The sequence below is a fragment of the Porphyromonas pogonae genome (assembly GCF_036320655.1).
In the GTDB taxonomy this organism is placed as follows: Bacteria; Bacteroidota; Bacteroidia; order Bacteroidales; family Porphyromonadaceae; genus Porphyromonas; species Porphyromonas pogonae.
Genome location: NZ_CP143258.1, coordinates 240,823 through 267,275 on the forward strand (window position 1 = coordinate 240,823; position 26,453 = coordinate 267,275).

The 26,453-nt window shown below is 43.8% G+C and carries 16 protein-coding genes, 2 tRNA genes and 3 rRNA genes; 4 read left to right on the top strand and 17 right to left on the bottom strand.

Annotation, left to right across the window (positions count from 1 at the left end; genetic code table 11):
• Positions 1 to 74 precede the first annotated feature (74 nt).
• Both VYJ22_RS00930 and VYJ22_RS00935 read left to right on the top strand, forming a co-directional pair.
• On the top strand, positions 75 to 620 hold the full coding sequence (locus VYJ22_RS00930) for an RNA polymerase sigma factor (RefSeq protein ID WP_329904489.1): 546 nt from the start codon (positions 75 to 77) through the stop codon (positions 618 to 620).
• The gene (locus VYJ22_RS00935; protein ID WP_329904491.1) at positions 620 to 979 is read left to right on the top strand and encodes a hypothetical protein; all 360 of its coding nucleotides are present in this window, start codon (positions 620 to 622) and stop codon (positions 977 to 979) included. Before VYJ22_RS00930 ends, VYJ22_RS00935 begins: the two co-directional genes overlap by 1 nt.
• Before the next feature lie 247 nt (positions 980 to 1,226).
• On the opposite strand, the gene VYJ22_RS00940 is transcribed toward VYJ22_RS00935, so the two are convergent.
• The 11 genes from VYJ22_RS00940 to rmuC all read right to left on the bottom strand — a co-directional run bounded on the left by VYJ22_RS00940 (position 1,227) and on the right by rmuC (position 16,245).
• On the bottom strand, positions 1,227 to 1,730 hold the full coding sequence (locus VYJ22_RS00940) for a flavodoxin (protein ID WP_329904493.1): 504 nt from the start codon (positions 1,728 to 1,730) through the stop codon (positions 1,227 to 1,229).
• A 1,807-nt stretch (positions 1,731 to 3,537) separates the two neighbouring features.
• On the bottom strand, positions 3,538 to 4,650 hold the full coding sequence (gene dprA, locus VYJ22_RS00945; RefSeq protein ID WP_329904494.1) for a DNA-processing protein DprA: 1,113 nt from the start codon (positions 4,648 to 4,650) through the stop codon (positions 3,538 to 3,540).
• Positions 4,651 to 4,668: 18 nt separating this feature from the next.
• Entirely contained in the window at positions 4,669 to 4,833 is a 165-nt protein-coding gene (locus tag VYJ22_RS00950; protein WP_329904495.1) for a hypothetical protein, read from the bottom strand.
• A gap of 226 nt (positions 4,834 to 5,059) precedes the next feature.
• Positions 5,060 to 8,755, bottom strand: a complete 3,696-nt coding sequence (purL, locus tag VYJ22_RS00955) for a phosphoribosylformylglycinamidine synthase (protein WP_329905632.1) — start codon at positions 8,753 to 8,755, stop codon at positions 5,060 to 5,062.
• A gap of 142 nt (positions 8,756 to 8,897) precedes the next feature.
• Complete coding sequence (locus tag VYJ22_RS00960; RefSeq protein WP_329904496.1) at positions 8,898 to 9,935, bottom strand: M23 family metallopeptidase; 1,038 nt, start codon at positions 9,933 to 9,935, stop codon at positions 8,898 to 8,900.
• Positions 9,936 to 10,741: 806 nt separating this feature from the next.
• Entirely contained in the window at positions 10,742 to 11,230 is a 489-nt protein-coding gene (locus VYJ22_RS00965) for a ferritin (protein ID WP_329904497.1), read from the bottom strand.
• A 138-nt stretch (positions 11,231 to 11,368) separates the two neighbouring features.
• A complete protein-coding gene (gene cobC, locus VYJ22_RS00970) occupies positions 11,369 to 11,905 on the bottom strand; it encodes an alpha-ribazole phosphatase family protein (RefSeq protein ID WP_329904498.1) in 537 nt (178 codons plus the stop codon).
• A 556-nt stretch (positions 11,906 to 12,461) separates the two neighbouring features.
• On the bottom strand, positions 12,462 to 12,947 hold the full coding sequence (locus VYJ22_RS00975) for a S4 domain-containing protein (RefSeq protein ID WP_329904500.1): 486 nt from the start codon (positions 12,945 to 12,947) through the stop codon (positions 12,462 to 12,464).
• On the bottom strand, positions 12,944 to 14,014 hold the full coding sequence (locus tag VYJ22_RS00980) for a glycosyltransferase family 9 protein (RefSeq protein WP_329904501.1): 1,071 nt from the start codon (positions 14,012 to 14,014) through the stop codon (positions 12,944 to 12,946). The genes VYJ22_RS00975 and VYJ22_RS00980 overlap by 4 nt, the downstream gene beginning before the upstream one ends.
• Positions 14,015 to 14,101: 87 nt before the next feature.
• Positions 14,102 to 14,710, bottom strand: coding sequence for a DUF4254 domain-containing protein (locus VYJ22_RS00985; protein WP_329904503.1), 609 nt, complete (start codon positions 14,708 to 14,710; stop codon positions 14,102 to 14,104).
• 128 nt (positions 14,711 to 14,838) lie between these two features.
• A complete protein-coding gene (gene rmuC / locus VYJ22_RS00990; RefSeq protein WP_329904505.1) occupies positions 14,839 to 16,245 on the bottom strand; it encodes a DNA recombination protein RmuC in 1,407 nt (468 codons plus the stop codon).
• A 1,493-nt stretch (positions 16,246 to 17,738) separates the two neighbouring features.
• On the opposite strand from rmuC, the gene VYJ22_RS00995 reads away from it, so the two are divergent.
• On the top strand, positions 17,739 to 18,104 hold the full coding sequence (locus tag VYJ22_RS00995; RefSeq protein ID WP_329905633.1) for a PadR family transcriptional regulator: 366 nt from the start codon (positions 17,739 to 17,741) through the stop codon (positions 18,102 to 18,104).
• Positions 18,101 to 19,237: a PspC domain-containing protein gene (locus VYJ22_RS01000; protein ID WP_329904506.1), complete on the top strand. Its 1,137-nt coding sequence runs from the start codon at positions 18,101 to 18,103 to the stop codon at positions 19,235 to 19,237. The genes VYJ22_RS00995 and VYJ22_RS01000 overlap by 4 nt, the downstream gene beginning before the upstream one ends.
• 1,086 nt (positions 19,238 to 20,323) lie before the next feature.
• Here VYJ22_RS01000 and rrf read toward each other — a convergent pair.
• The 6 genes from rrf to VYJ22_RS01030 all read right to left on the bottom strand — a co-directional run bounded on the left by rrf (position 20,324) and on the right by VYJ22_RS01030 (position 26,169).
• A 5S ribosomal RNA gene (rrf, locus tag VYJ22_RS01005) occupies positions 20,324 to 20,434 on the bottom strand.
• A gap of 165 nt (positions 20,435 to 20,599) precedes the next feature.
• Positions 20,600 to 23,497, bottom strand: a 23S ribosomal RNA gene (locus VYJ22_RS01010).
• A gap of 163 nt (positions 23,498 to 23,660) precedes the next feature.
• A tRNA-Ala gene (locus VYJ22_RS01015) sits at positions 23,661 to 23,734 on the bottom strand.
• A gap of 37 nt (positions 23,735 to 23,771) precedes the next feature.
• Positions 23,772 to 23,845, bottom strand: a tRNA-Ile gene (locus VYJ22_RS01020).
• A 390-nt stretch (positions 23,846 to 24,235) separates the two neighbouring features.
• A 16S ribosomal RNA gene (locus VYJ22_RS01025) occupies positions 24,236 to 25,763 on the bottom strand.
• The 16S, 23S and 5S rRNA genes sit together here with 2 tRNA genes alongside, the layout of an rRNA operon.
• A 205-nt stretch (positions 25,764 to 25,968) precedes the next feature.
• Positions 25,969 to 26,169, bottom strand: coding sequence for a hypothetical protein (locus VYJ22_RS01030; protein WP_329903671.1), 201 nt, complete (start codon positions 26,167 to 26,169; stop codon positions 25,969 to 25,971).
• Between the last annotated feature and the right edge of the window lie 284 nt (positions 26,170 to 26,453).

The window sequence follows — 26,453 nt, forward strand, 5'->3', positions numbered from 1 at the left end:
CCATTTAGACGCAACTCTAAGAATAAGGTTACAACGATGTAACCAATTTTATTCCATAGCGTCTAAATAACAAAATGGAAAAGTTAGCAGACAATACCATCGTATATCAGGTACTGGAGGGCAATACTGAGGTCTTCCGGTTTATTGTAGAGCGTTACAGCGGCATTCTCTACAATATGATTGTCCGCATGGTTGACTGCTCCGAGGATGCCGAGGATCTTTTACAGGAGGTATTCATCAAGGTATACAACAAGCTATCGTCATTTCACGGTGACAGCTCTTTCGGCACATGGATATACCGGGTAGCCTATAATGAAACGGTAACCCGCCTACGCAAAAACAAACGTGTACTCATGGCACTGCCACTCAACGAGACTATCCTGGAAAGCGATGACCTCGCAGATGAAGATGACTCCGAGATGCAATACCGGCTTGAGGATTTGAAGCGGGCGCTGGATAAGCTACCGCCATTGGATCGCAACATGCTCATGATGTTTTATCAGGAAGACAAGGACGTCAAGGAGATCGCTCATATCTCTAACCTATCCGAATCAAATGTCAAGGTTAGGTTGTTTAGATTAAGAAAGAAATTGAAAGAACTAATGACAGCAAGCATATAATGAAAGAGCAAGATATAAAACAGATGTTCAAGCAACTGCCCCGCGAGCAAGTATCGATGAAGACGAACTTCGATATCATGCGTGCCGTGCAAGCAGATGTAAACAAACGCAAGCAGAAGGAAGAGCGCAGACTGCCTTGGCTGCTTATCATATCATTAATACTGGGTATAGCGGGAGTATGTATCACCTTTGTTTTTTATCCTGCGATGATTGATTTCAAAACAATATTCACATCATTGAAGAAACCCGAATTTTCAGGCAATATCATGTTGATATCACCTTTACTCGTACTTCTGGGTTATCTCTTGCTGGATACGTTTATCATGAGCAAGAGATTTAGCAAAAAACAAAAAGAATAAAAAGAAGTCAGTATACGGCCACGTAAGACTATAAATCATCGTAGCACTAATACAGTTCTACTCTCAAGATCAATACTAAGGAAATAGACATCACGCGGCAAATATGCCAAAGTCTCCCCTCTATTTACCCCTCACCATATTGAACCAAAATACAGGGATCGGCCTCTTACGAGACCGATCCCTGCAATCTGTTAAAAAAACTTTTATTTATAGGCAATCAATCAAAGCCTTGATCATTGGGGATAAATTAGTCGAGGTGCTTCTGCACTTCTGCCACCCAAGTGTCGATGCGCTCATCCGTCATGTCAGACTCGTTAGCCTCATCTATACATAGCCCGATAAGCTTTCCGCCTTCTTCGGCATCAGACGCTTCATAAGAGTAACCTGAAGGGTCATATGCACCGATAAACTCACATCCTTTACCTTCCAGTTCTTTTTTGATAGTACCCAAAGCACTGCAGAAAGTATCAGAATAGCAAGCAGAGTCACCACAGCCAAACAAAGCGATTTTTTTACCGCTCAGGTTTTGTGAGGCAAGCTTGGGCAAGAAACCTTCCCAGTCATCCTGCAAATCGCCCAATCCCCAAGTAGAAGAACCAAGAATGAGAACATCAAATCCTTGAACATCCTCGGGATTTGCACTTGCTACATCAAAAACATTCCCTTCGCAGTTCAACTTCTTTGCTATCTTCTGAGCAATCTCTGAGGTGGCTCCGGTAGAAGAACCATAAAATAATCCGATCTTTTTCATTTAATAATAAGGTTTAAGTAATTATAATTACGTTTTAGCAAATTTAGGCGGTAAGTTTAAAGAAGCCAATCCCTATAAGTGGGTATTTTGAATGTATAAATTAGACACTTGAACAAATAATCAAATACGTATGCACTCTATAGATCAAAGAGATATAGAAATAGGAGCCATATACAAATAGGTATAAGCATACGGATCAATATAAAACATGAAGAAACAAAAGGTATAAAATGCCATATTGTATTAACGAAAAAGGAGGCTGATGTGTCTCCGGCATAACCCGAAAAAATGTGAACTCTATAAAAAACAAAAATTGGTTGTCTCCCGACAACCAATCTTTTTCGTTAACCTTAAATCTAATACCATGAAAAACACATTACAAATGTAATATAAATATGTTATACAACACAAATATTTGGCAAGTTTTTTTCAGAAAAATGATTTTTTAACATTTCAGAAATCACAAAACACTGTATAACAACACTATGCCAAAAACGAGAAAATATTCTTTTTTGCCGAAAAAATGGAGTCGATAAATAATTTGATTAAAATATTTTGACTTTTTGCATACAATCATATGTAGAAATAGAGTAGAAAGGCGATATAACCACCTGGAAAATCTTAAAAATATAAATCCAAAGAAGATATTGAAGAAAAGAAACAAAAATGAACGATAAATTTATTGAGCACATTGCTCCAACGATCTATTCAATAAAAACCCAAATTTGACATAATGTCAAAAAACACATCTTACATTCGTGTCTAAAGATGAAGTATAAATCCCTGACACTATATATATTAAACAATCATACAAATAGGCTCCAAACATCCAAAATATCTATTTCGTAGTTACGTTACATAGCTTATTTGTACAAAGTATAAATAAGAAACGGCATTGGTATAACGAAAAATCTCGCAAATCAAGGGCTAAATAAAACATGCTGCTCTACACGTTTTATATAATCAGAATCTGAAAGATCCCGCAGAATATCCTTCATTTTTTTATGTTCATAGAAGCATTGAGTGCTTTATCCTCGTGAATAGGACATCTCATTATGAAGAATCGGTTGTCCGTATACATGAGTCGTGCGTCCTTATACAACGGTTGAGTGTCCGTGTACGATAAGTCCGTCAACCTATCATAATAAGTCCACACGACCTTTGATCATAAAAATGAGCCTATGCCGTGGAGTAGAGGCAAAGTGTAAAGATATACCGTGGAGATAGGCCTATGAGACGAGGCTTGAGATAGTATAACCGTATTGGCTGCAGCACAACGAAGGATAGAGGGGCAACTGCCGCTCCTCATTGATTTTAGATAAGTTACCTTTCATTTGCATACCTTGGCTATAGTTATATAAATTTGCCCTACAGGGTACAATTAGATTTTATACAAAGATACGATATAGGCAGCCGCTTGTCAAGAGCTCTGATATATCAAGAACTGCTCATGATGGTGATAGGGGTAATAACCCGCAGAAAACTACCATAATGATAGCAAAACAAAATATTTCAACGAAACAATTCCCTTCTTAGTGACAATGTGAACAAACCGGTTGTGGACAAAAACACATGTCCCCCCACTCATCTTCCTTAGTTGAGACTGTTGCAAAAGTCAACAGTCTTGTGGATTTTGGAGGCAAAGCCGACAAAAGACACTTTGACCGGGCAGAGAAGGTAAAGTGCAAGGCGCTAAGAGTGAGTGCACAGGGAGTTTACTTCAGGTAAATGACCTAGCGCGAATCTCGCAAGCAACGAAGCAATTGGCCTGCTATGCAACGGTCTCTAGTTATGAACGAGCTCAGCATCAGCGACCCGCCAGAGTATACAACCCTCCCGGCAATGCAGAGATATATCCGTCGAGCTCATGATCGAACAAACGAGATGAAACCTCGCGTACATTGAGCCCGGACATCCTTACCAAATCATTGATATGAACAGGGTGATGCTCTGCAATGAGATTGAGCAAGGGCTCATCGGGCAGGTCGGGATAGCTAAATTGCAAAGTGGGTTGTAGAGCATCTCCTTTGCGCTCCCAGCCCAGGCTATACACTATATCCTCGGCAGATGTGACCAAGGCGGCTTTCATAGTACGGATGAGTTTGTTACAACCTTGAGAGTATGCATCCCCCACTCTACCCGGTACTGCCAGTACCTCACGGCCATAGGAAGAAGCCAGCTCTCCGGTGATAAGGGCACCTCCCTTATCGGCCGATTCTATGATAAGAGTAGCGTCAGATATGCCGGCTATGATGCGGTTGCGACTCACAAAATTGAAACGCTCGGGAGGTGTGCCTATACCAAACTCCGAAATGAGGGCTCCGCCCTCGCTACAGATGCTCTCGGCATCTCCTTTGTGCAGGTAGGGATAAACGATATCCAATCCGTGTGCCAGCACGGCTATATTGCGCAACCCTGCCTTTAGAGCCATCCTGTGCACTTCGATATCCACCCCATATGCCAGTCCGCTGACTATAACAAGCTCGGGGAGCACAGAAGCAAGATCTGTGAGCAATGACCTGATCATGCTTTTTCCGTAAGAGGTCATATTGCGAGTGCCTACAACACTAAGCACAAAAGGAAGTTCCCATCTGCTGAATCCCCCTCTGCGATAGAGTATGAGAGGTGCATCCACACATTCCCTGAGACGTGTAGGATAGTTTTCGTCTGTAATAAAAAGCATATCTACATGGTGAGCTTTCATCTGCTCATATTGGGCAGCTGCACGAGGCAGCAATGCAGGGTCAAACAGATTATCCACCAATTTATGATTGAGATGGGGAGCTTTGGACAAAAGTGCAGTCGGAGACTCAAATACGTCTTTTGCATCACCTGCTATATCGAGCAGTTGACGACAAATCACAGGGCCTACCCCCTTGGCTGCGGTGAGAGCTATACGATAAACTTCCGGTGGGAACATGGAATCAATGATTTAAAGTCATAAAAAGTATAATCCGTAAAATTCAGAACAATCCTTAAAAACATCATGATAAAAGTAAGATAACGAACCTGAGACCAAACACCTCAGGGTAACAATGACCAAAGGAGACCGTTGCATAGCAGGCCAATTGCTTCGTTGCTTGCGAGATTCGCGCTTGGTCATTTACCTGAAGTAAACTCCCTGTGCACTCACTCTTAGCGCCTTGCACTTTACCTTCTCTGCCCGGTCAAAGTGTCTTTTGTCGGCTTTGCCTCCAAAATCCACGAGACTGTTGACTTTTGCAACAGTCTCCAAAGATAAAAAATAAATCCGGCGACAACCTCACAAATAGAGGATTGCCACCGGAAAATATACTTACAGGCTCCTTGGCTGAAGCTCTAACTAAAGCTTATTTATTACGCTCTTTGATCCACTCAAAGGCATTGCGGAAGGCCCGGACCCAAGGTGTTACCTGATGCTCCTTACGCTCTTTATCAGGGTAATATCCGCACTGCCATGGGAATATGGCACGCTCAGGGTGAGGCATCATAGCCAAGTGTCTACCATCCTTGCTGCATAGTCCAGCGATACCGTAAGGCGAACCGTTGGGATTGGCAGGATAACCATCATAAAGATATTTGGCTATAACGTGGTATTCTTTTTCGTCGTATGGGAGCTCAAATTTGCCTTCACCATGTGCCACCCACACACCCAGCTTGGTACCGGCAAGGTCAGATAGCATCACAGACTTGTTCTTAGGAATCTCCAAAGTGACAAACCCACTCTCGAATTTGTGAGAATCATTGTGGAGCATATGGTGTTTTTGCTCATGCTCCGGATAGAGTAGTCCCAACTCTGCCATGAGCTGGCAACCGTTGCATATACCCAAACTCAATGTATCAGGACGCTTATAGAAATCCTCAATAGCCTTCTTGGCTCTTTCGTTGAATAAGATGCCTCCCGCCCAGCCTTTGGCAGAACCTAAGACGTCGGAGTTGGAGAATCCCCCGCAGAATACAATCATCTGTACGTCCTCAAGTGTCTCACGGCCTTCGATGAGGTCGCTCAGGTGCACATCCTTGACATCGAACCCGGCGAGGTATAAGGCATAAGCCATCTCACGCTCCCCATTGGTACCCTTGTCCCGGAGTATAGCAGCTCGTATACCGCTTGTTTCTTTGCGATCGGGATCAAGCCCCATCTTTTTCATCTTGCCACTGAAATCCTTGGGGAAGTGATAGGTAATAGGCTGTTGTTTATAGTTCTCAAAGCGGTTACCTGCAAGCACATTGCCGGACTGGAACTGATCCATGAGGTATGACGACTCGTACCACACATCACGCTTGTGATCAATGCCGTAGAGATAGTCTTTGCCGTCCTTGTGGATGATCATGTGACGCTCTGCTGTAGGCTTGGCGATCTTGACAAAGCCGATACCTGCCTCGGTAAGTATCTTCTCAGCCTCTTTCTTGTCTGCTATTTGTAATATAACGCCGGGGTTCTCTGAGAAAAGTATCTTGATGATATCCTCCTCAGGCAATTTATCAAGATTGACGTCGAGTCCTCCCTCCTGATTGGCAAAGCACATTTCCAGCATGGTGGTGATCATACCCCCGGCTGAGATATCATGCCCTGCAAGTACCAGCCCCTCTTCGATCAGGCTTTGCACTGCATTGAAAGCATCTTTGAAGTACTCTGGCTCTTCTACCGTAGGGACGTCTTCGCCTACACAACCCAGACTTTGTGCAAAAGCAGATCCTCCTAATTTGAAAGGTGAGAAACTGAAATCGATATAATAAAGGGCTGAATCTTTGTCAATGAGTACCGGAGAAACAATGTTGCGGATATTCTTTACTTCGGCTCCGGCGCTGATGATAACGGTACCGGGGCTAAGCACTTTGTCCTCACCATACTTCTGGGTCATAGACAAGGAGTCCTTGCCCGTAGGGATATTCAAGCCGAGAGATATGGCAAAGTCTGACGCTGCCTGTACAGCTTTGTACAAACGAGCATCCTCACCCTCGTTGCGACAGGGCCACATCCAGTTGGCACTCAACGAAACTCCTTCGATACCGTGGCGTAGCGGTGCAAATACGATGTTGGTAAGCGCCTCTGCTATGGCCATCACTGAGCCGGCGGCAGGATCGGCAAGGGCTACTTGAGGGGCATGACCTATAGAAGTAGCCATACCGTGCTTGCCTCTAAAATCCAAAGCAATAGCTCCAAGGTCACTCAGGGGTAACTGTATCTCACCCTGGCACTGCTGACGTGCTACACGTCCTGTAACGGAGCGGTCTACCTTATTGGTGAGCCAGTCCTTACAGGCCACAGCTTCCATACGAAGCACGTTCTCAAGATACTCATCGAGCAAGCTCAACTTATATTCAGGGTTCTTATATTTGTGCTGCACAGTCTTGTCTATCATCACTGTGCGCGGTGGTTTGCCAAACATGTCTTCCAATCCCATATTGATGGGGCACTCACCGTCATCTTTACGGAATACGAACTTCATGTCATCCGTAGTCTCGCCCACAACATACATAGGAGCACGCTCACGGAGCGCAATCTTACGCACATGCTCTACGTCTTCTTCTTTCATGAGCATACCCATACGCTCCTGACTCTCGTTGCCTATAATTTCTTTGGCACTGAGCGTGGGGTCGCCCACGGGCAAACGATCCATATCGATCTGACCACCGGTGGCTTCGACCAATTCGGAGAGGCAGTTGAGATGCCCGCCTGCGCCATGATCGTGGATAGATACTATGGGGTTGTGATCTGCTTCGGCCAGCGAGCGGATAACATTTTGAACACGTTTTTGCATCTCGGGATTAGCTCTCTGCACGGCATTGAGCTCAATAGCTCCAGCGTACTGACCGGTATTGACGGAGCTTACGGCTCCACCACCCATCCCGATGCGGTAGTTGTCCCCTCCCATGAGTACAACTTTCTCGCCCGGCTCGGGATTTCCCTTGAGTGCATCTTTCTTTTTGGCATAGCCTACACCACCTGCCAGCATGATTACCTTGTCGAAACCATACTTCTCGGCACTGCGGCTCTCATGATGCTCAAAAGTGAGAACAGAGCCACAGATGAGGGGTTGACCGAATTTATTTCCGAAATCACTGGCACCGTTAGAAGCTTTGGTGAGTATCTGTCGCGGAGTTTGGTACAACCACTTACGTTGAGCAAGGCTTTTTTCCCATGCGCGTGCTCCATCGGTACGCGGGTAAGAAGTCATATACACGGCTGTACCTGCCATGGGTATACTGGCTTTGCCTCCCGCCATGCGGTCGCGGATCTCCCCGCCGGTACCGGTAGCAGCACCATTGAATGGCTCTACAGTGGTGGGGAAGTTATGTGTCTCGGCCTTTAGGCTCAATACGGAGTCGAACTCTTTGGTGTGGAAGAAATCAGGCTTGTCTGCGGAACGGGGAGCAAACTGCTCCACTGTGGGGCCTTCTGTAAAGGCTACGTTGTCCTTGTAGGCGGATACCAAAGTATTGGGGTTGACTGCAGAAGTAAGCTTGATGAGCTCAAAAAGAGAACTTTCTTTTTGCTCTCCATCAATGATGAATGTGCCCCCAAATATTTTATGGCGACAATGCTCTGAGTTGACTTGTGAAAATCCGAATAATTCACTATCGGTAAGTTCTCGCTTGAGCTTCTTACTTACACCTTGAAGATATTCTATTTCATCATCGCTCAGAGCCAAGCCCTCGGCATCATTGTAAGCTTTGATATCTTTGATAAATCTGATGGGATCAGGCTTCTTGTCAATAGTGTAAATAGATCCGTCCAATCCGTGATAAAGAGCTTGAAGCATGGGGTCATAAGTGGCCTTCTCATTTTTCACCGGAAAGAACTCCTCTATCCGCTGAATGCCGGGGATATTCATATTTTGTGTGATCTCCACAGCATTGGTACTCCATGGAGTAATCATTTCCCGACGCGGCCCCACAAAATAGCCTTTTACAGCATCTTCCGGAAGCTGTTTGGCTCCGGAGAAGAGCCAAATCAAACGCTTGATTGATTCATCACTAAGTAAAGCTTCGGATTGCACTGCATATACCGAGCCGGTGGAATTTTGATAGAAAGATATCATCATGATAGGAATTGATGGGCAAAGCGTTAATGAATGTCATTGCAAAGATACGTAAAAACAATTCGAGTGATATGGATTGAGCTCTCAAAAAAGCTTTTATCCCATATCACTCGATATATCTGACTCCGGTGTGTGCAACTCTTTATGGTATTCTAAGCGTTGTCTTACCGGCTATGAGTTTCTTTGTTTTGGATATTCCGTTGGTAGCACATATCTTGCTCACGGAAACACCATACCTCGAAGCTATTGTAGAGAGGTTGTCCCCTTTCTTTACCTTATAGACTTGTGGAGAGCCTTTGGAACGGCGTGATGCCATGCGTGATTTGCCACGGCGACCTTTGCGATCAGATTTGTCAGCATAGGTAGTGGTATAGGAAGCTCTGGATGTGCGACCTTTGCGGAAGGCATAGACGTCATTGAGAGGAGCGCCTTCGCTAAAATCAAATATGGTACATGGGTTGAGGGGGATACCCATAAAACGTGTTTCGAAGTGGAGGTGAGGACCTGTAGAACGGCCTGTATTACCACCTAAAGCTATAGGCTGACCGGCCTTGACAATCTGGCCTTCTGATACCAAACTACGGCTCAAATGCCCGTAAACTGTTTCCAACCCGTTGGGGTGGCGTACTACTACATAATTGCCGTACCCGCCTCCTTCATAATCTTTGATACGAACCTTGCCGTCATATGCACTGCGTACGGTATCTCCAATATTAAGCTTGAGGTCTACACCATAGTGCATTCTGCGAAAACGTCTGCGATAGCCAAAATTGGATGTAATGTAGGTATCATTGATAGGCATTTGGAATCCGCTGCAATTGATATCATACGTATCAGGTATTTTGGCAGCGGCACTACCGGTGAAAGGGTTAACGCTGGAATTCCACGAGTTTTCGCCGTATAACTCTACGGCAGGGAATTCTAAATCTTCCATGCTGAGCTCTTTCTTTAGCTCTTTCTCATGGATTTTGTTTTCAATGGTCAGTTTTTTCTTGTAATCTACTCGATCTGCAAATAAATCTGCGAGGGTTGTTCTTACCGAGTCTTGATTAGATGTTGTTCTCTGTTCCACTGTGCTACTCTCTGCTCTTTTTGCATCTCTCTTGACCGGTTTTTTTGCCCAGCTTGATGTAGTGAGAATACAAAGAGAGGAGCATAGTAGAAGGATAGCTCTTCTCATAGATTTTAGCAATAATTAAATTTTAATTCCAATAACACTATTCAATAACGTTTGCCTAAGAGCATTATTGCCTTCCAAACATAACGTCTAAAAAACAAAATATTTTCAGCAAACATTTTCAAAGATATAAGAATCAAATTAAGAGGGGCAAGCTCTCACCTTTTTTGTGCATTATTAACATTTGTTACATTTTCAATAATTCTCTTATTATATTTAAAAGTCTTGTTGTGTTTCATGTTTGAGGCATGTAGATAGGTTAGATGGGGTAAAGTCGCAATTTGTTTAATAATGTTATTATAAGATAGCCCTACACTTTATAATTAAAAGGGTTATTAATGCTCATATTTTTAAAATATGAGCAATAATAAACTTATATGATTAAAATGAAGAAGACTTATATACATTGATGGGACAAAACTCTGAATTCGTTATAATATCCTAACACTAAAGATAGACCCGGTTGATAATGAGGGCTCATTTTAGGCGATAGAGAATGTCTTCATTTTACCAACCAAGAAGAGAATCATATATAATTACGATAATCATATTGGCGCTGTACGGAGCCTATACATTTTAGATCAATGAGGATTGATCCCTAAAATCTCAAAAAGGGAATAATACAACAAATGAAAAATACTAGAAACAAGCACTTCCGCCCAAAGTATACGCAAAAAAAATAAGCCGCAGAGCCAAAAGACTCCACGGCTTATTATAAAGAAACCATACAACAAAATATAAATGGATGCGACATTTTAGGGATTGGTCGCTGATCCATCTATGAGGTTATTCATTATATATAATAGGGCTTATGCCTCGCGCTTGCCCATATTCTTGTCAATGAATATAATATTATGGCCTTGTACAAGACGTAACTGATCGATGATAGTAGTACAAGTAGCTTCTTCTTCTACCTGCTCACGTATAAATCCCCAGAAAAAGTCTTGTGTAGGCATGTCTCGCTCTTCGTGAGCTAAGCTTACAAGTTGCTCGATAAGCTCGGATACTTTGCACTCATGAGCATATACTTGCTCCATAATCTCGAGAGGTGTACCAAACTCGCAAGGGACTTCATTTACCGCCAAAATCTTGACCTGACCTCCACGTTTATTGAGATACTCCATCATTTCGTATGCATGGTGCATTTCTTCCTGTGACTGTAACTTCATCCAATGAGCAAATCCGTTGAGCCCCACATGGGCAAAATGCATGGACATCGAGAGATATAAATTTGATGACCACATTTCGGCATTGATCTGCTTATTGATTGCTTCTGTAACTCTTGGTTTTAATTCCATTTTCTTGATATAATTTTAATTAGACTATATATATCCAATTGTAGTGAGAGAGCGTAAATGTTTAAGTGTTATTGCTTCTTATTACTATATATGTAACCCAAAAACAACAAAATATGTTTGATAATGATGAAAAAACAATCAATTATATTCGATCATCGTAATAGATCCGAAATCAGGAATGAGACTAAACGCCGTTTCAATAGAACATTGTCCGGCAAAAGTGCGGGCACAATTGATGACACCGCCGTGGCAAAAGACTACAATAGCCTGATATCCCATAGCTTTCTTCTCGTTGATAAAATCACTTACACGATGCAACTGATCATTGAGTGACTCCCCTCCGGGTGTTTTATTATCTATGTAAAGCTTGAAAAACTCTTCTGTTGTATTCTCCGTAATAATATCTGCCCAAGAAAGCATCTCCCACTCTCCGAAATTCATTTCTCGAAGGCGATTGTCTTCCGTAGCATAATCAAATCCACAAAAATGAGCTAATCTTTTTGCCCTGGAAAGCGGACTGGTAAAAGCTGCCTGTACGGGTATAAGGCTCAGAGCATCTTTTGTTTTGGCAGCTTCTGCTTCGAAGGTATCTCTGAGTTCTACGTCGGTGTTTCCGTAACAAGTGTGATTGCCATCCACGGCAACCGAGGTATGTCTTACAAAATAGACTTTCATATCAATATGTCAATAATTTCATTTAATAGAACCTTGATTACAACCCCATTGTTCATCCGGAATGATTTGTATATATCAGTGGCCTACTCTTTATATATAAACACGATATCTCCCGTAAACAACCTGTAATCGCTGTTTGATAAAAGGGAATGGGATTTGTGCAAAGTTACAATATTTCAGTGGGTATCACGCCATAAGTTGCAGGCATAGACCCTATCATATACTGCACAATCCGGTATTCCACTATCATATCATACACGCTACTCATCGAGTTGTTTACGGGAGATATCAAAGAGAGCGAAAGTAGAGGAATCACATCCCGTCTATGCTCACAAGCATTCTGGAGCGATTTCGGGGAAGAAATATTCTATTTCAAGCTTTTATAAACAGCTTATCTTGAGGGATTCCCGCCCTTAGAAGTAAGGGCAAAACCGATATTCGAGCCTTTCAAAAGCACAAAATAAAGTACAAGCATACGCCTACCTGATTACTCACCCTGTGCCGGAGCTACCGAATACACCAAAAAATATTAACAAAAGGATTGACCCTACCGCGGTCAATCATCATCTCTAAAACGATTACGACCCTTGACCGGCTTGCTGTATACCGGCTTGCGCTTATCCTTTTGTTTCATGGGATAAACCTTGATGTCGTCTTCGTCTTGCCAAAGATCTTGATCTCTTTTGCGTGCCATTTTATTTACAGGGTTATTACGACTTGTCTTTCTGAGGGCAGCGCTTTTGGGTGCAGCCTGCATCCGCTGACTTTCCGCCCTCTCCTGACCTTTATTTTTTGATTTAACTCTTGATGCGCTTTGTTCCTGATGATCACTTTGCTTTTTGTCTGCATGGTCTTGCACCAGCAGGTCTTTTACCGGCAAATCTACCCCGTCAAAAAGAACGGTATCATTTTCGCCTACCATATCGGTCAGTAAAGCTTTTTTCCCATTGAGGGTTACACGCCCTTCCTTGATGAGGGTTTCGACCTCGCGACGCGAGCCCAGCCCGGCATCACTGATAAGTTTGTTTATTCTTAGTTTCATTCTTTTATTTTGGTAGATTTTTCTTCTTTTAGTATATCTTGCACCTTATTGAGGATATCCGATGGCTGTATGCCTTTCTTACATGCATAGTCATGACGGTAACATTTCTTGTTGCCAAAAATGGAACAGGGTCTGCACTCCAGATCATCGATCTGTATGCAATCCTCCAATCTCTGACCATAGCCCAAGAAGCCTGCATACGGATGAGTAGCACACCACACAGATATGCACCGCGTACCTACCAGCGAAGCCAAATGCATATTGGCACTATCCATGGATACCATACACTCGAGACGCTCTATAATAGCCAGCTCTTCTGAGAGTGACAATTTGCCCGCAAGGCTAAACACATTGTTGTACTTACGAGCCCATTGGTCCAACACCTCTTTCTCCTTGCCTTTGGCTCCAAAAAGGAATACCTGACACTCATCTCCCTCTCCCAGTGCTGCTACAACGTTTTCCATCTTGCTGAGGTAATACATCTTACTCTCATGTGCTGCAAAAGGAGCAATACCTACCCAGGGACGCTGTGACCAGGCTTTGTACTCAGGGTAGAGATGTTGTATCACTATGTTGATATCGCTACTCACTTTCATGGTACACAGCTTGTCAGGCACAGATATCCCGGCACGCTCGAAGGCATCTTTGTACACCGATAGCATGGTAGGAATAGGTGCACATATCTTGTGCGGGGGGCGGGCAATAAGTTGCTTGCGTTCCTTGCGAGGCTTGCGGATGTGGATGTTTTTGATTCCCCTTAAGCCCAGCATCCATCGGATGTATTTACTGCGCAATACATCATGCAGATCAATGACCATGTCAAACGGTTCATTGCCCAACCTGGTGGCATACCTCATAAGCCCCCACAACCGTTTCTCCTCATGCTTGATATCAATGGCCATGGCTTCCAGGTTCTGGGGCGAATTGAATAGCATACTTGTAAGGAAAGGTTGGGTGAGAAGCGTAAAAGAGTCTTCGGGGTGCGCCTCGGCAATGGCATAAAGCATCGGGAGCGTCATGGCGACATCTCCTATTGCCGAAAGCCTAATGACCAAATAACGTTTCACGACGGACAAACGATAATAATGGAAACTAACGAAATGATTCTTATAAGATGGAGTGTATATAAGCTGATAAAAGCCGCAGAGCAGGGTTTATAACTCTTGACCTCTAAGTAGCGGGTTGAGAGAGGGGTCGTTATACATTTTCATCTGTTTATAGACCTTCATGTATTTCTTGCCTGTCGCTATATCTTCCAACAGCTCATCAATAGCGGTACAGAGATCATTGTTTTGCTCATGCAGCACGGCCAGCTTTTGCTCACATTTTGCTTTTTGCTCAGGAGTGTCTGCTCTTTGTACAGCCAAGTCCATGTTGTATATCTTGAGCTTAAGGATAGAGAGCCTGTCTATACCCCACGCCGGACTTTCGGTATTGATGCCTGCGCCCGGCAGTACGTGTACATCTTTATATTTGTCGAGGAAGTAGCTGTCGATAAGCTCCACGAGGTCGGTACGGTCTTGATTACTACGGTCTATCCTGCGCTTGATGAGCAAGGCTTGGGCAGGATCAATCTCCGGGTCACGGATGATATCTTCCAGATGCCATTGTACATTATCGATCCAATTTTTTCTGAAAAGGTCATGTTCTATGGTATGTGGTTCATAGATATGAGGCATTGTAGCATCTATATCATCATAAACATTGTATTGGTCTATGGCCTGTGCAAAGACCTTCGAGGCTAATTCACTAAAAGTTGTCATGCTTAAACTTTATATTCCAAAGTACTTTCGCCAAAGATACGAAGAATTATTCATGTACAATACCCGGTGTAAATGTTTGCTCCATAGCTCTGAGCACCTTCAGAGAGAGAGGGAGGGAGAGACAGTTGCTACTCGTCCGTATCGCTTTTGTCCAGTATGGCTGTAGGAATATTCTTTTTGGTGGATAGCCCCATGGATCGGAGCTTCTCCAATCGCCTCACCAAATTCCCATTACCCTCCATCAGTTGTCCCTTAGCTTTACCTATGCTGTCCATGGCTCCCTGCATCTTACGCTCGGCATCCAATAAGCTTTCGGCATAGTTACAAAACTTGTCGTACAGATCGGCAGCTTGCTTCACTATCTCTTCCACGTTTTTGACCTGTTTATCACGCACCCACAAGTCCTGAGCCATACGTAGCGCAGCGATAAGATTGGTAGGGTTGATGAGCACCACACGTTTCTTATAAGCTTCGTCCCACAGACCGGGACTTTGCTGTAGAGCCAAGGCATAAGCAGGCTCATTGGGGATAAATAGCATCACAAACTCAGGTGCCTCATCACAGTAGCGCTGGTAATCCTTGCGCGATAGTTCGTCGATATGACGTCTTACGCTGGCCAGATGAGCTGTGGCAAGCCTTGTCCTATCGTCATCCGTAGTACATGCTACATAGTCCGAGTAAGCGGTGAGGCTTACTTTACTGTCGATGATAACAAGCTGACCATTGGGATAACGTATGATCACATCCGGGCGCATCTTATGTCCGGTCTCGTCATGCAACACTACGTTACCCTCGCTATCTCGCAGAGTCTCCTGCACAAAGTATTCCTGCCCCTCGGTGAGTCCGCTATTGCGCAAGATGTTTTCAAGGATCATCTCGCCCCAGTCGCCCTGCACCTTACTATCGCCCTTGAGGGCACGGGTAAGGTTGTTGGCATCCTCACTGATGCGTGTGCTTTGAGCCATAAGCTCCATGATTTGCTTGTGGAGAGAAAAGCGCTCGCGCGATTCGTTGCTGTAGGCTTTGTCTACCTGCTCTCCAAAACGCTTGAGATCCTCACGCAGGGGTTTCAGCGTTTCTTCACTGCGAGCATTGAGTGCTTCGCTTTTTTCATCCAGTATTTTTACGGCAAGATCTTTGAACCTAAGTTGCAACTCCTCATTGATCTGCTTAGCCTGCTCCTTAGTTTCCTGCAACCTCTCACGCAGTGTCTTCATCTCGGCTTCCATGGCAGAGACAATGGATGTCTGTGTAATATTTTTATTACGCAGTTCCATATTTTCGGCACGATACTCCTCGAGTCGCTCCGCCTTGGAGGCGATTTCTGTGCTGAGATGTGCTTTGTCGATATGCAGTGTCTCGAGCTGCTGTTTTAGGGCTCTGTTTTCTCCGGCAAGGTGCTCCAAATCGGTAGCAGTGCGCTGTGCCTCCAAAGTAATCTGAGACATGAGGGCAGCCTTGCGTTGTAATCCTATGATAACAACGGCGGCCACTATAAGTACAATGATGAGAGTGATGATGATAAACGTTTCCATAGTGTAAATTTACGTTTTTAGTCTGAGAGTAAGATGCAAACTATTCACGAAATCCCATCAATGGGATGTAGGATAACAACTACATATCCACAAATATTATCGCCATCCGGTAAAACTAAAAAACAGAAAGAAAAAAAGCCCCCCCCGAGCACTATTACCAGCTCATAGGGGAAAGATGTAAGAGCATGTGTAATACGACTTCTATACGACCCGGTCACTGCTGTGTACTCTCAAAAACAAGGGCGCGAGGAAAGTATATTTTTTACAAAATCAGATAAAAGAAATCTGTAGATACCTCTTGACAAAGGGGGCTACGATGTTGTATCTTTGTCTTGATAACAACAACTTTTTATACCACGTAAACAAATGTTCGGACATACACTATACTTTGACTCAGGATCGGTAAAGACTTATTTACCGGGATATCTTACATGTGTATGCAGCACTTTGAATTTACATTTTGTCAAAATGGAATAAAAAAGGTGAACTATCAAATTGTCAAAATGTAGAAAATTATAACTTGACTATCATAGTAAAGCCGTAAAGAGGACATATGCATCTCTTTACGGCTTTATTAGTTTGTGTGCGGAAAAACTACCTATATCTTAGTTAAAACACGATATTGTTTTAACGGTGATATAGTTTTATCTTAACTAAAGTATATGACTTTGTTAGTTAAAACACCGGCGTGCCTTAACTAAAACACATCCATAACTTATTTAAGAAAATATTGAGTGCAACTTTACTGACCTCAATACGCAATCACATTTATCAAAATGACTTGCATTACATACAAAAAACATGCATTTTGATTAAAATATCAGACAGAACAAAGATTTTTGGCATCTAACTTCATTTTGATTTTGTTAGATTTATAAACATCTGAAGCGCGACAAAGGCATGGACACAGAAGGAGCATTTATTAACTTAAATATCTATACTGTTAGATCTTAACAGCTCGAAACAGATCAAGGTGTATTTATGGTATGGATGGCTCCTTATACAATAAACACCCCATTGTGCTTCAACAAATAAACTACTTACTCATTCCATATTTTTATCTAAAAAGAGTGAGTAGTAATAACATTGTAAATTGCGAAGATTAAACAATGCATTGGCATCTTACTACAAGGGAGAAGCTTAACAAGACTTATTACCGAGCTACGTCTGTTTTCTATACCAATATTTATACGCTTTCAATAGAAATTCTCTCACCGATTTTGGATGTCGAAGCATAAAATTGCCGATAAATTACCTCGGGAATCTATTATTTTTCTAAAAAAAATCATTTTTCTAAAAAAAAAATTACACCCCTCAGTTCCTTGCTATACAAGCAATCTAAGAGATTTTAGTAAGTAAAAGGTACTTTGCATTACAAGAAAGTGGTACTATGTATTGCAAGAATATAAAATAATTATATACATTTGTATCGTTGACATGCAACACAGTAATAACTAAACAACGTCTTTGACATGCAAGTAAACGAATCATTCCTGAGTGTCGATAATATGAAAGCTCAGATGCGTAAGGGGATTTTGGAGTACTGCATTCTACTATTGCTCAAACGGGACGGCAAGCTCTACGCTAATGACATTATCCAGAGCCTCAAAGATGCCGACCTCATCGTAGTGGAAGGTACACTTTACCCACTGCTCTCACGGCTCAAGAAAGGAGGACTGCTCAACTATGACACCATAGTATCGGCACAAGGTCCTCCCAGAAAGTACTATTCACTCACTATACTGGGCGAACAAGCACTGGCTCAACTCCAGAACAACTGGACAGCTCTTGAAAATACTATAAGTAAACTCTCCTCTAAAGAAGAAAACTTCCCTATTAAATACGAAGACGCCTTATGAAAAAAAGTTTGAACATGAATATCTCAGGGCAGATATTTCAGATTGATGAAGACGCATATATCCTACTGGAAAATTACCTTAAAAGCCTCCAAGCTCACTTCGTAAAAAACGGCGAAGAGAAAGAGCTGATGAGCGACTTTGAAAACAGGATAGCGGAGCTACTGGTAGAGATGAATGAGCTGGACAACCGTATTGTGGATATCGATCTTGTGAAGCGTGTCATAAACCGCATCGGTAAGCCGGAAGACATCTTTGAGGAGACTAATGAGAATGCATCGCAACAGCAACAATCATTTAGCTATATTAACGGCGGGCCCACCGGTAGGGAAGACAACCAATCATTTTACAATCAGCCGAACGACTTGGGCAAGAAGAAGTTTTACCGAGATGTGGACAGAAGTCTGCTCTGTGGTGTGATGAGTGGCATAGCTGCTTATACAGGTTGGGATCTTACTGCTATCAGGGTTATCATAGTGATACTGATGTTAGTATCCGGAGGCTTCTTCTGGATATTCCTCCTGGGCTATCTTGCTTGTTGGATGCTGGTGCCGGCTGCTACTACAGCAACGCAGAGACTGGAGATGTATGGCAAACCTATCACGGTGGAGAATATAGGACAAACCATCAACAACGATGCACAGACCTACTCACGACCGGACGACTCTGTGAATAAAGTAGGGGGCTGTATGCTCCGTGGCTGCCTCGGTTGCTTCGGCATTATCATTCTATTTTTCGTGATGATATTTATCCTTGCCATCGTAGGGGGGTTTATTGACAATATTTCTGATATTCCGGCTGACTGGACTTTCAACTACAACACCTCCCCCACCCTCATGTTTTACCTGAGTATTGTAGCTTCAGCTATTATATTGGTGGTACCTATAACGACCCTCATCCATTCTCTTACGACCAAAAACAATGTTGATTCCAAACCTATACCACGCTGGATCAAGATTACAGGGATGACTTTGTGGTTTATCAGTATAATCTTCCTCATCTTCGTAGCGATCTTTTATGCCACAGGAGAAGGAATCAATATGTTCATGCCTTTTCACAACATACAGGTGCATTCTCACGAATACAGCAGTGGGTATGACGAAGCCATAAGGATGTTACTGCCCGGGGTAGCGTGATAGAGCATATCCGGGCTCTCTCTTGAGATATTTTCACCAACAACACTAACCGCAAAAAGAATACACATGAACTTTGAAAAAATACGCTTAATTACAGAATCTACAATAATTCTGATTTTGGGACCGGTTATTTACGATTACATCCAGACCTTCCTATCACAGCTTTTCTGATAAGTTGATTGATTAGTTGAGTCAGGTAAAACTAAGGATTGTTTTAATAGTTCAATTATAATCTCTTTTTTTAACTCAGCTTCCCGGGATACTTCTCCAAAGTGTCTTGGGAAGTTTTTTTGTGTGCTATAGATCTCTCTATTTCGTTAAACATTTCATCAGCGACTTCCCATTGCCATTCCCCATTCCGTATAAAATAAGGGTAACGAGTGTTGTGATGAATTTTATTGTGATACTACACCTTCCTACTACTTTACTCTCTACTTTACCTTCTACTATACTCTACTATTCACATCTGCTCTTTCTCACGCTTTTTAATAAGGCAGGCATAATAGATTGTGTAAATAAAAATAGCAGTCCTACATCCCTTCTATGTCACCTACTCTATAAAAGGAAATACCGATGAAATAACACACAGCGATAGACATGCTGTTACTTCCGCCTACTAACAGCCCAAGGAGAGAACATATGTGTAAGTAAGACGAAAAAGGGAATGAGATAAAACAGCTAGTCATACACATCCTATCTATCCGCTTATTAAAGGTCAATGTTGAGAGCATGTTTGGATAAACGAAAAGAACATGTAAATAATATTCCAATAGGAGTCATAGATATGATCTTGTTTCCAATAAAAAGATAAATGGAGACTGTTGCAAAAGTCAACCGTCTTGTGGATTTTGGAGGCAAAGCCGACAAAAGACACTTTGACCGGGAAGAGAGGGTAAAGTGCAAGGCGCTAAGAGTGAGTGCACACGGAGTTTACTTCAAGTAAATGACCAAGAGCGAACCTCGCAAGCAACGAAGTAATTTGCCTGCTATGCAACGGTCTCAAATGAGAAGTGTGTGGTTAGCATAGGGGTAAAAAAGCAAGGGGAGTGTAAGCTTGTATACTTACACTCCCCTTCGTCTTTGTAAAAACGGCAGCTACCTACTCTCCCACTGTGACGCAGTACCATCGGCACGATCGGGCTTAACTTCTCTGTTCGGAATGGGAAGAGGTGGAACCCCGACGTTATAACCGCCTGAATATCTCTAAATAACATCGTTAAAAAAGAAGAATTAAAAACTCAACCAATACATTTTTATCGAGCTAATAATCGTAAAGCCAAAATACACTAAATGCTTTCTATAAAGATGTATCTCTCTCTGATTAGTTTTGAACTTTTCAGATATACTACTTTTTACTTAGCACTGCGTAAATATTTTGGGCTATTAGTACTGCTCGGCTATGACGTTACCGCCTTTACACCTGCAGCCTATCAAGGTCATAGTCTATAACCACCCTTATATGGAGATCTAATCTTGAGGCGAGCTTCGTACTTAGATGCTTTCAGCACTTATCTCTTCCGGACTTAGATACTCGGCTATGCACCTGGCGGTACAACCGATAAACCAGTGGTCCGTCCAACACGGTCCTCTCGTACTAGTGTCAGAGCCTCGCAAATCTCCTGCGCCCACAACAGATAGAGACCGAACTGTCTCACGACGTTCTGAACCCAGCTCGCGTGCCACTTTAATGGGCGAACAGCCCAACCCTTGGGACCTTCTCCAGCCCCAGGATGTGACGAGCCGACATCGAGGTGCCAAACCGCTCCGTCGATATGAGCTCTTGGGAGCGATCAGCCTGTTATCCCCGGAGTACCTTTTATCCTTTGAGCGATGGCCCTTCCATACGGAACCACCGGATCACTATGCTCTAGTTTCCTACCTGTGCGACTTGTTTGTCTCCCAGTCAAGCACCCTTGTGCCATTACACTCTGCGACCGGTTACCAATCGGCCTGAGGGTACCTTTAGAAGCCTCCGTTACGCTTTTGGAGGCGACCACCCCAGTCAAACTACCCACCATACAATGTCCTCTGAAAACAGAGTTAGAACCCAAATAACAAAAGGGCCGTATTTCAACAGTGACTCCTCGAATACTGGCGTACCCGACTCATAGTCTCCGGCCTATCCTACACATTTGTTACCCAAATACAATGTAAAGCTATAGTAAAGGTTCACGGGGTCTTTTCGTCCCGTTGCGGGTAATCGGCATCTTCACCGATACTACAATTTCACCGAGCTCGCGGTTGAGACAGTGCCCAGATCGTTACACCATTCGTGCAGGTCGGAACTTACCCGACAAGGAATTTCGCTACCTTAGGACCGTTATAGTTACGGCCGCCGTTTACTGGGGCTTCAATTCAATGCTTCTCCTTAAGGATGACATCTCCTCTTAACCTTCCAGCACCGGGCAGGTGTCAGGCTATATACTGCATGTTTCCATTTTGCATAGCCATGTGTTTTTGTTAAACAGTCGCCTGGGCCTATTCTCTGCGGCCTCTCCGGAGAGAGGCGTCCTTTTTCCCGAAGTTACAGGACTATTTTGCCTAGTTCCTTAACCGCGATTCACTCGAGCGCCTTAGTATACTCAACCCAACCACCTGTGTCGGTTTACGGTACGGGTGTTAATAAAATATGCTTAGCGGGTTTTCTTGGGAGCCTGTTTACATCCATTTCACTTCGTGCATGCACTCCGTGTACTGTCAGGTTCGGATCTCAAGGCGGATTTGCCTACCTCGATCAACTCCTACACCCTTTAACCACCTATTCCGTCAGATGGCAGGACTATCACTTCTCCGTCACCACATCGCTCTTATTATCAGTACCGGAATATTAACCGGTTCGTCCATCGGAATCGCCTTTCGACTTATCCTTAGGCCCCGACTGACCCTGATCCGATTAGCGTTGATCAGGAAACCTTGGTCTTTCGGCGAGGGGGTTTCTCACCCCCTTTATCGTTACTTATACCTACATTTGCTTTTCCGTAAACTCCAGCAATGGTTGTCCCATTACCTTCGACGTCGACGGAATGCTCCCCTACCGATGTTTTATTACATCCCACGGCTTCGGTAAACCGCTTATGCCCGATTATTATCCACGCCGGAATCCTCGACTAGTGAGCTGTTACGCACTCTTTAAATGAATGGCTGCTTCCAAGCCAACATCCTAGCTGTCTTTGCATTCTGACTTCGTTTGTTCAACTTAGCGGTTATTTCGGGACCTTAGCCGGTGGTCTGGATTCTTCTCCTCTCGGACATGGACCTTAGCACCCATGCCCTCACTCCTTGACTATGACTTGTACGCATTCGGAGTTTATCTGGACTTGATAGCCGGTGAAAGCCTCGCATCCAATCAGTCGCTCTACCTCATACAAGAAACATCAAAGGCTGCACCTAAATGCATTTCGGGGAGTACGAGCTATCTCCAAGTTTGATTAGCCTTTCACCCCTACCCTCAGTTCATTCGAAAGCTTTTCAACGCTTACCGATTCGGACCTCCACTCAGTGTTACCTGACCTTCATCCTGACCAAGGGTAGATCACTTGGTTTCGCGTCTACTCAAACCGACTATATTACGCCCTATTCAGACTCGCTTTCGCTACGGCTCCTCGTCTCTCGCGACGATTAACCTTGCCGGCCCAAGTAACTCGTAGGTTCATTATGCAAAAGGCACGCCGTCACATCTTTATCGATGCTCCGACCGCTTGTAGGCAGACGGGTTCAGGGTCTATTTCACTCCTCTGTTAGAGGTTCTTTTCACCTTTCCCTCACGGTACTGGTTCACTATCGGTCTCTCGGGAGTATTTAGCCTTACGGGATGGGCCCCGCTAATTCACACAGGATTTCTCGTGTCCCGCGCTACTCAGGATACTTCTAACCTAATTTCTTGATGCCGGATACGCAGCTTTCATGCTCTTCGGCCGGATTTTCCAATCCGTTCTCCTATCAATCAATTATAAGTAAATCGAAGTCCTATTACCCCGCTATTGCCGAAACAATAACGGTTTGGGCTGTTCCCCGTTCGCTCGCCACTACTAAGGGAATCACTTTTGTTTTCTTCTCCTATGGGTACTTAGATGTTTCAGTTCCCCACGTTCGCTCACTACTAGGTAGTGTGACATGTCTTCTACATGCCGGGTTGCCCCATTCGGATATCTGCGGATCAAATCGTATGTGCCGATCCCCGCAGCTTTTCGCAGCTTATCACGTCCTTCGTCGCCTCCGAGAGCCTAGGCATCCACCGTCTGCCCTTAACTAATTTTGCGCCGTCCGTATAATCTCTTACGAAATTAAACGGATTTAGTATACTTTAGCTTTTTTATTTGCTCTATGTTTTGTTGTTTTTTTAATGTCTTCTTTTTAACTATGTCAATGATCGCTTTTATCTTAATTTCCCCCTTATCTCAGTGAGAACATCAGATAACATACGTGGAGAATATCGGATTCGAACCGATGACCCCCTGCGTGCAAGGCAGGTGCTCTAGCCAGCTGAGCTAATCCCCCGTATATATGCTTTATTCCTATAAAGCTCCCTAAGGTGTAGTCCCAGGCAGAGTTGAACTGCCGACCTCTACATTATCAGTGTAGCGCTCTAACCAACTGAGCTATAGGACTGCGTTATGCTGTTCAATCTCTTTGCTGGGGCGTGTATCCTTAAATATATACGGAATGCTTGGATTAATTAGAAAACACTGCTTATTTGTCACTTAAAAGCAATGATCCTTTTCTCTCTTTCTGCTCGGCTTCCTTATTATTTATTATCCCCGGTTTCTCATTCGAGATGGTTTCTCGCATGATATCATATCGTCCCGAAAAATGTAGACCGTAAATCAGTTACATCCGGCCTATCCCCTTTTAGTTGTAATACCCAACACTTGTCTCTCTTTTGCAATACCTTTATAGCTTACCAGCATACAATCTATTTTAGCTTATCAAGCACTTTACTACTTTAATATTATTCAAAGCAGCGTGACCTTAAGCATTATTTTCTTTAAGAGTCTCCAGAAAGGAGGTGTTCCAGCCGCACCTTCCGGTACGGCTACCTTGTTACGACTTAGCCCCAGTCACCTGTATTACCCTAGGCCGACCCTTGCGGTTACGGACTTTAGGTACTCCAGACTCCCATGGCTTGACGGGCGGTGTGTACAAGGCCCGGGAACGTATTCACCGCGCCATGGCTGATGCGCGATTACTAGCGAATCCAGCTTCACGGAGTCGAGTTGCAGACTCCGATCCGAACTGGGATGGGGTTTGGAGATTCGCATCCTGTCGCCAGGTAGCTGCCCTTTGTCCCCACCATTGTAACACGTGTGTCGCCCCGGATGTAAGGGCCGTGCTGATTTGACGTCATCCACACCTTCCTCACGGCTTACGCCGGCAGTCTCGGTAGAGTCCTCAGCTTTACCTGTTAGTAACTACCAATGTGGGTTGCGCTCGTTATGGCACTTAAGCCGACACCTCACGGCACGAGCTGACGACAACCATGCAGCACCTACATAGACGCCCCGAAGGGAAAAGGACTTTCATCCCCTATCGTCTACATTTCAATCCCGGGTAAGGTTCCTCGCGTATCATCGAATTAAACCACATGTTCCTCCGCTTGTGCGGGCCCCCGTCAATTCCTTTGAGTTTCACCGTTGCCGGCGTACTCCCCAGGTGGATTACTTAACGCTTTCGCTCAGGAGCATACATTGTATCGCATACGCCCAGTAATCATCGTTTACTGCGTGGACTACCAGGGTATCTAATCCTGTTTGATACCCACGCTTTCGTGCTTCAGCGTCAGTAATGCCTTAGTAAGCTGCCTTCGCAATCGGAGTTCTGCGTGATATCTATGCATTTCACCGCTACACCACGCATTCCGCCTACCTCATCCATACTCAAGCTCCCCAGTTTCAACGGCAATGTCCGGGTTGAGCCCGAACCTTTCACCGCTGACTTAAAAAGCCGCCTACGCACCCTTTAAACCCAATAAATCCGGATAACGCTCGCATCCTCCGTATTACCGCGGCTGCTGGCACGGAGTTAGCCGATGCTTATTCGCTGGGATACATTCATAACACTACTCGTAGCGCCCGTTATTCTCCCGCAAAAGAAGTTTACAATCCATAAGACCTTCATCCTTCACGCGACTTGGCTGGTTCAGGCTCTCGCCCATTGACCAATATTCCTCACTGCTGCCTCCCGTAGGAGTCTGGTCCGTGTCTCAGTACCAGTGTGGGGGATAAACCTCTCAGTTCCCCTACCCATCGTTGCCTTGGTGAGCCGTTACCCCTACCAACTAGCTAATGGGACGCATGCCTATCTTACAGCTATAAATATTTCCTTACTCTATCATGCGATAATATAAGAATATGCGGTGTTAGTCCGTCTTTCAACGGGTTATCCCCCTCTGTAAGGTAAGTTGCATACGCGTTACGCACCCGTGCGCCGGTCGCCGGCAGAGTATTGCTACTCCCCGATGCCCCTCGACTTGCATGTGTTAAGCCTGTCGCTAGCGTTCATCCTGAGCCAGGATCAAACTCTTCAATGTTATATTTGTTTTTGTTTGTTTCTGTTTTTCGCTCTAAAGAATCTTGCTTTATCAGTTCTCGATTTATTAAGTTGTAGCCTGTATAAAGTTATTGTTTTTGACGGTTGGATATTTTGTTGATAAACCAACGTTTCTTTTTTACTTGTACTACACTTTTCGTTTCAATATGAAATATCTCAAAGATCGCTCTTTTTTCTCTTTTTATTCAAAACAAACTTCTTTTTCTTTCCCGCGGTGTCTCTTGGCGAAAACCGCTTCCGTTTGTTTGCGGATGCAAAGGTAAAGAAAATGTTTTATTACTTCCAAATTTTTTCGAAAGTTTTTTTTGATGCGGTGTAGAGCAGTCTAAAACAACCACCCTTACGGAATCAAAATCATCCTCATCCCTTTTCTTAATTGTACTCATGAAACGCCTCTCTCTTCTTTCCCCTTTTCCTCAGGATCGCCTCATACATATATAAGAGCAACCCTAACCTCCCGCACGAAATCCCGTACAGCCAAGGACAAAAAAACAGGTCCTTAAAAACCTGCCTACTTCAGTGACACCCCCCTCTCTATCCGATAGTGCTCAAAGCCCTAAAGAATTATTCGGAAGCATACATCCATCAGAAGTCGATTCATACAATCCCGCTCGAATTGTGAGTGCAAATGTAGACCCTTTTTTATTACAATCCAAACTTTCTTGAGTGT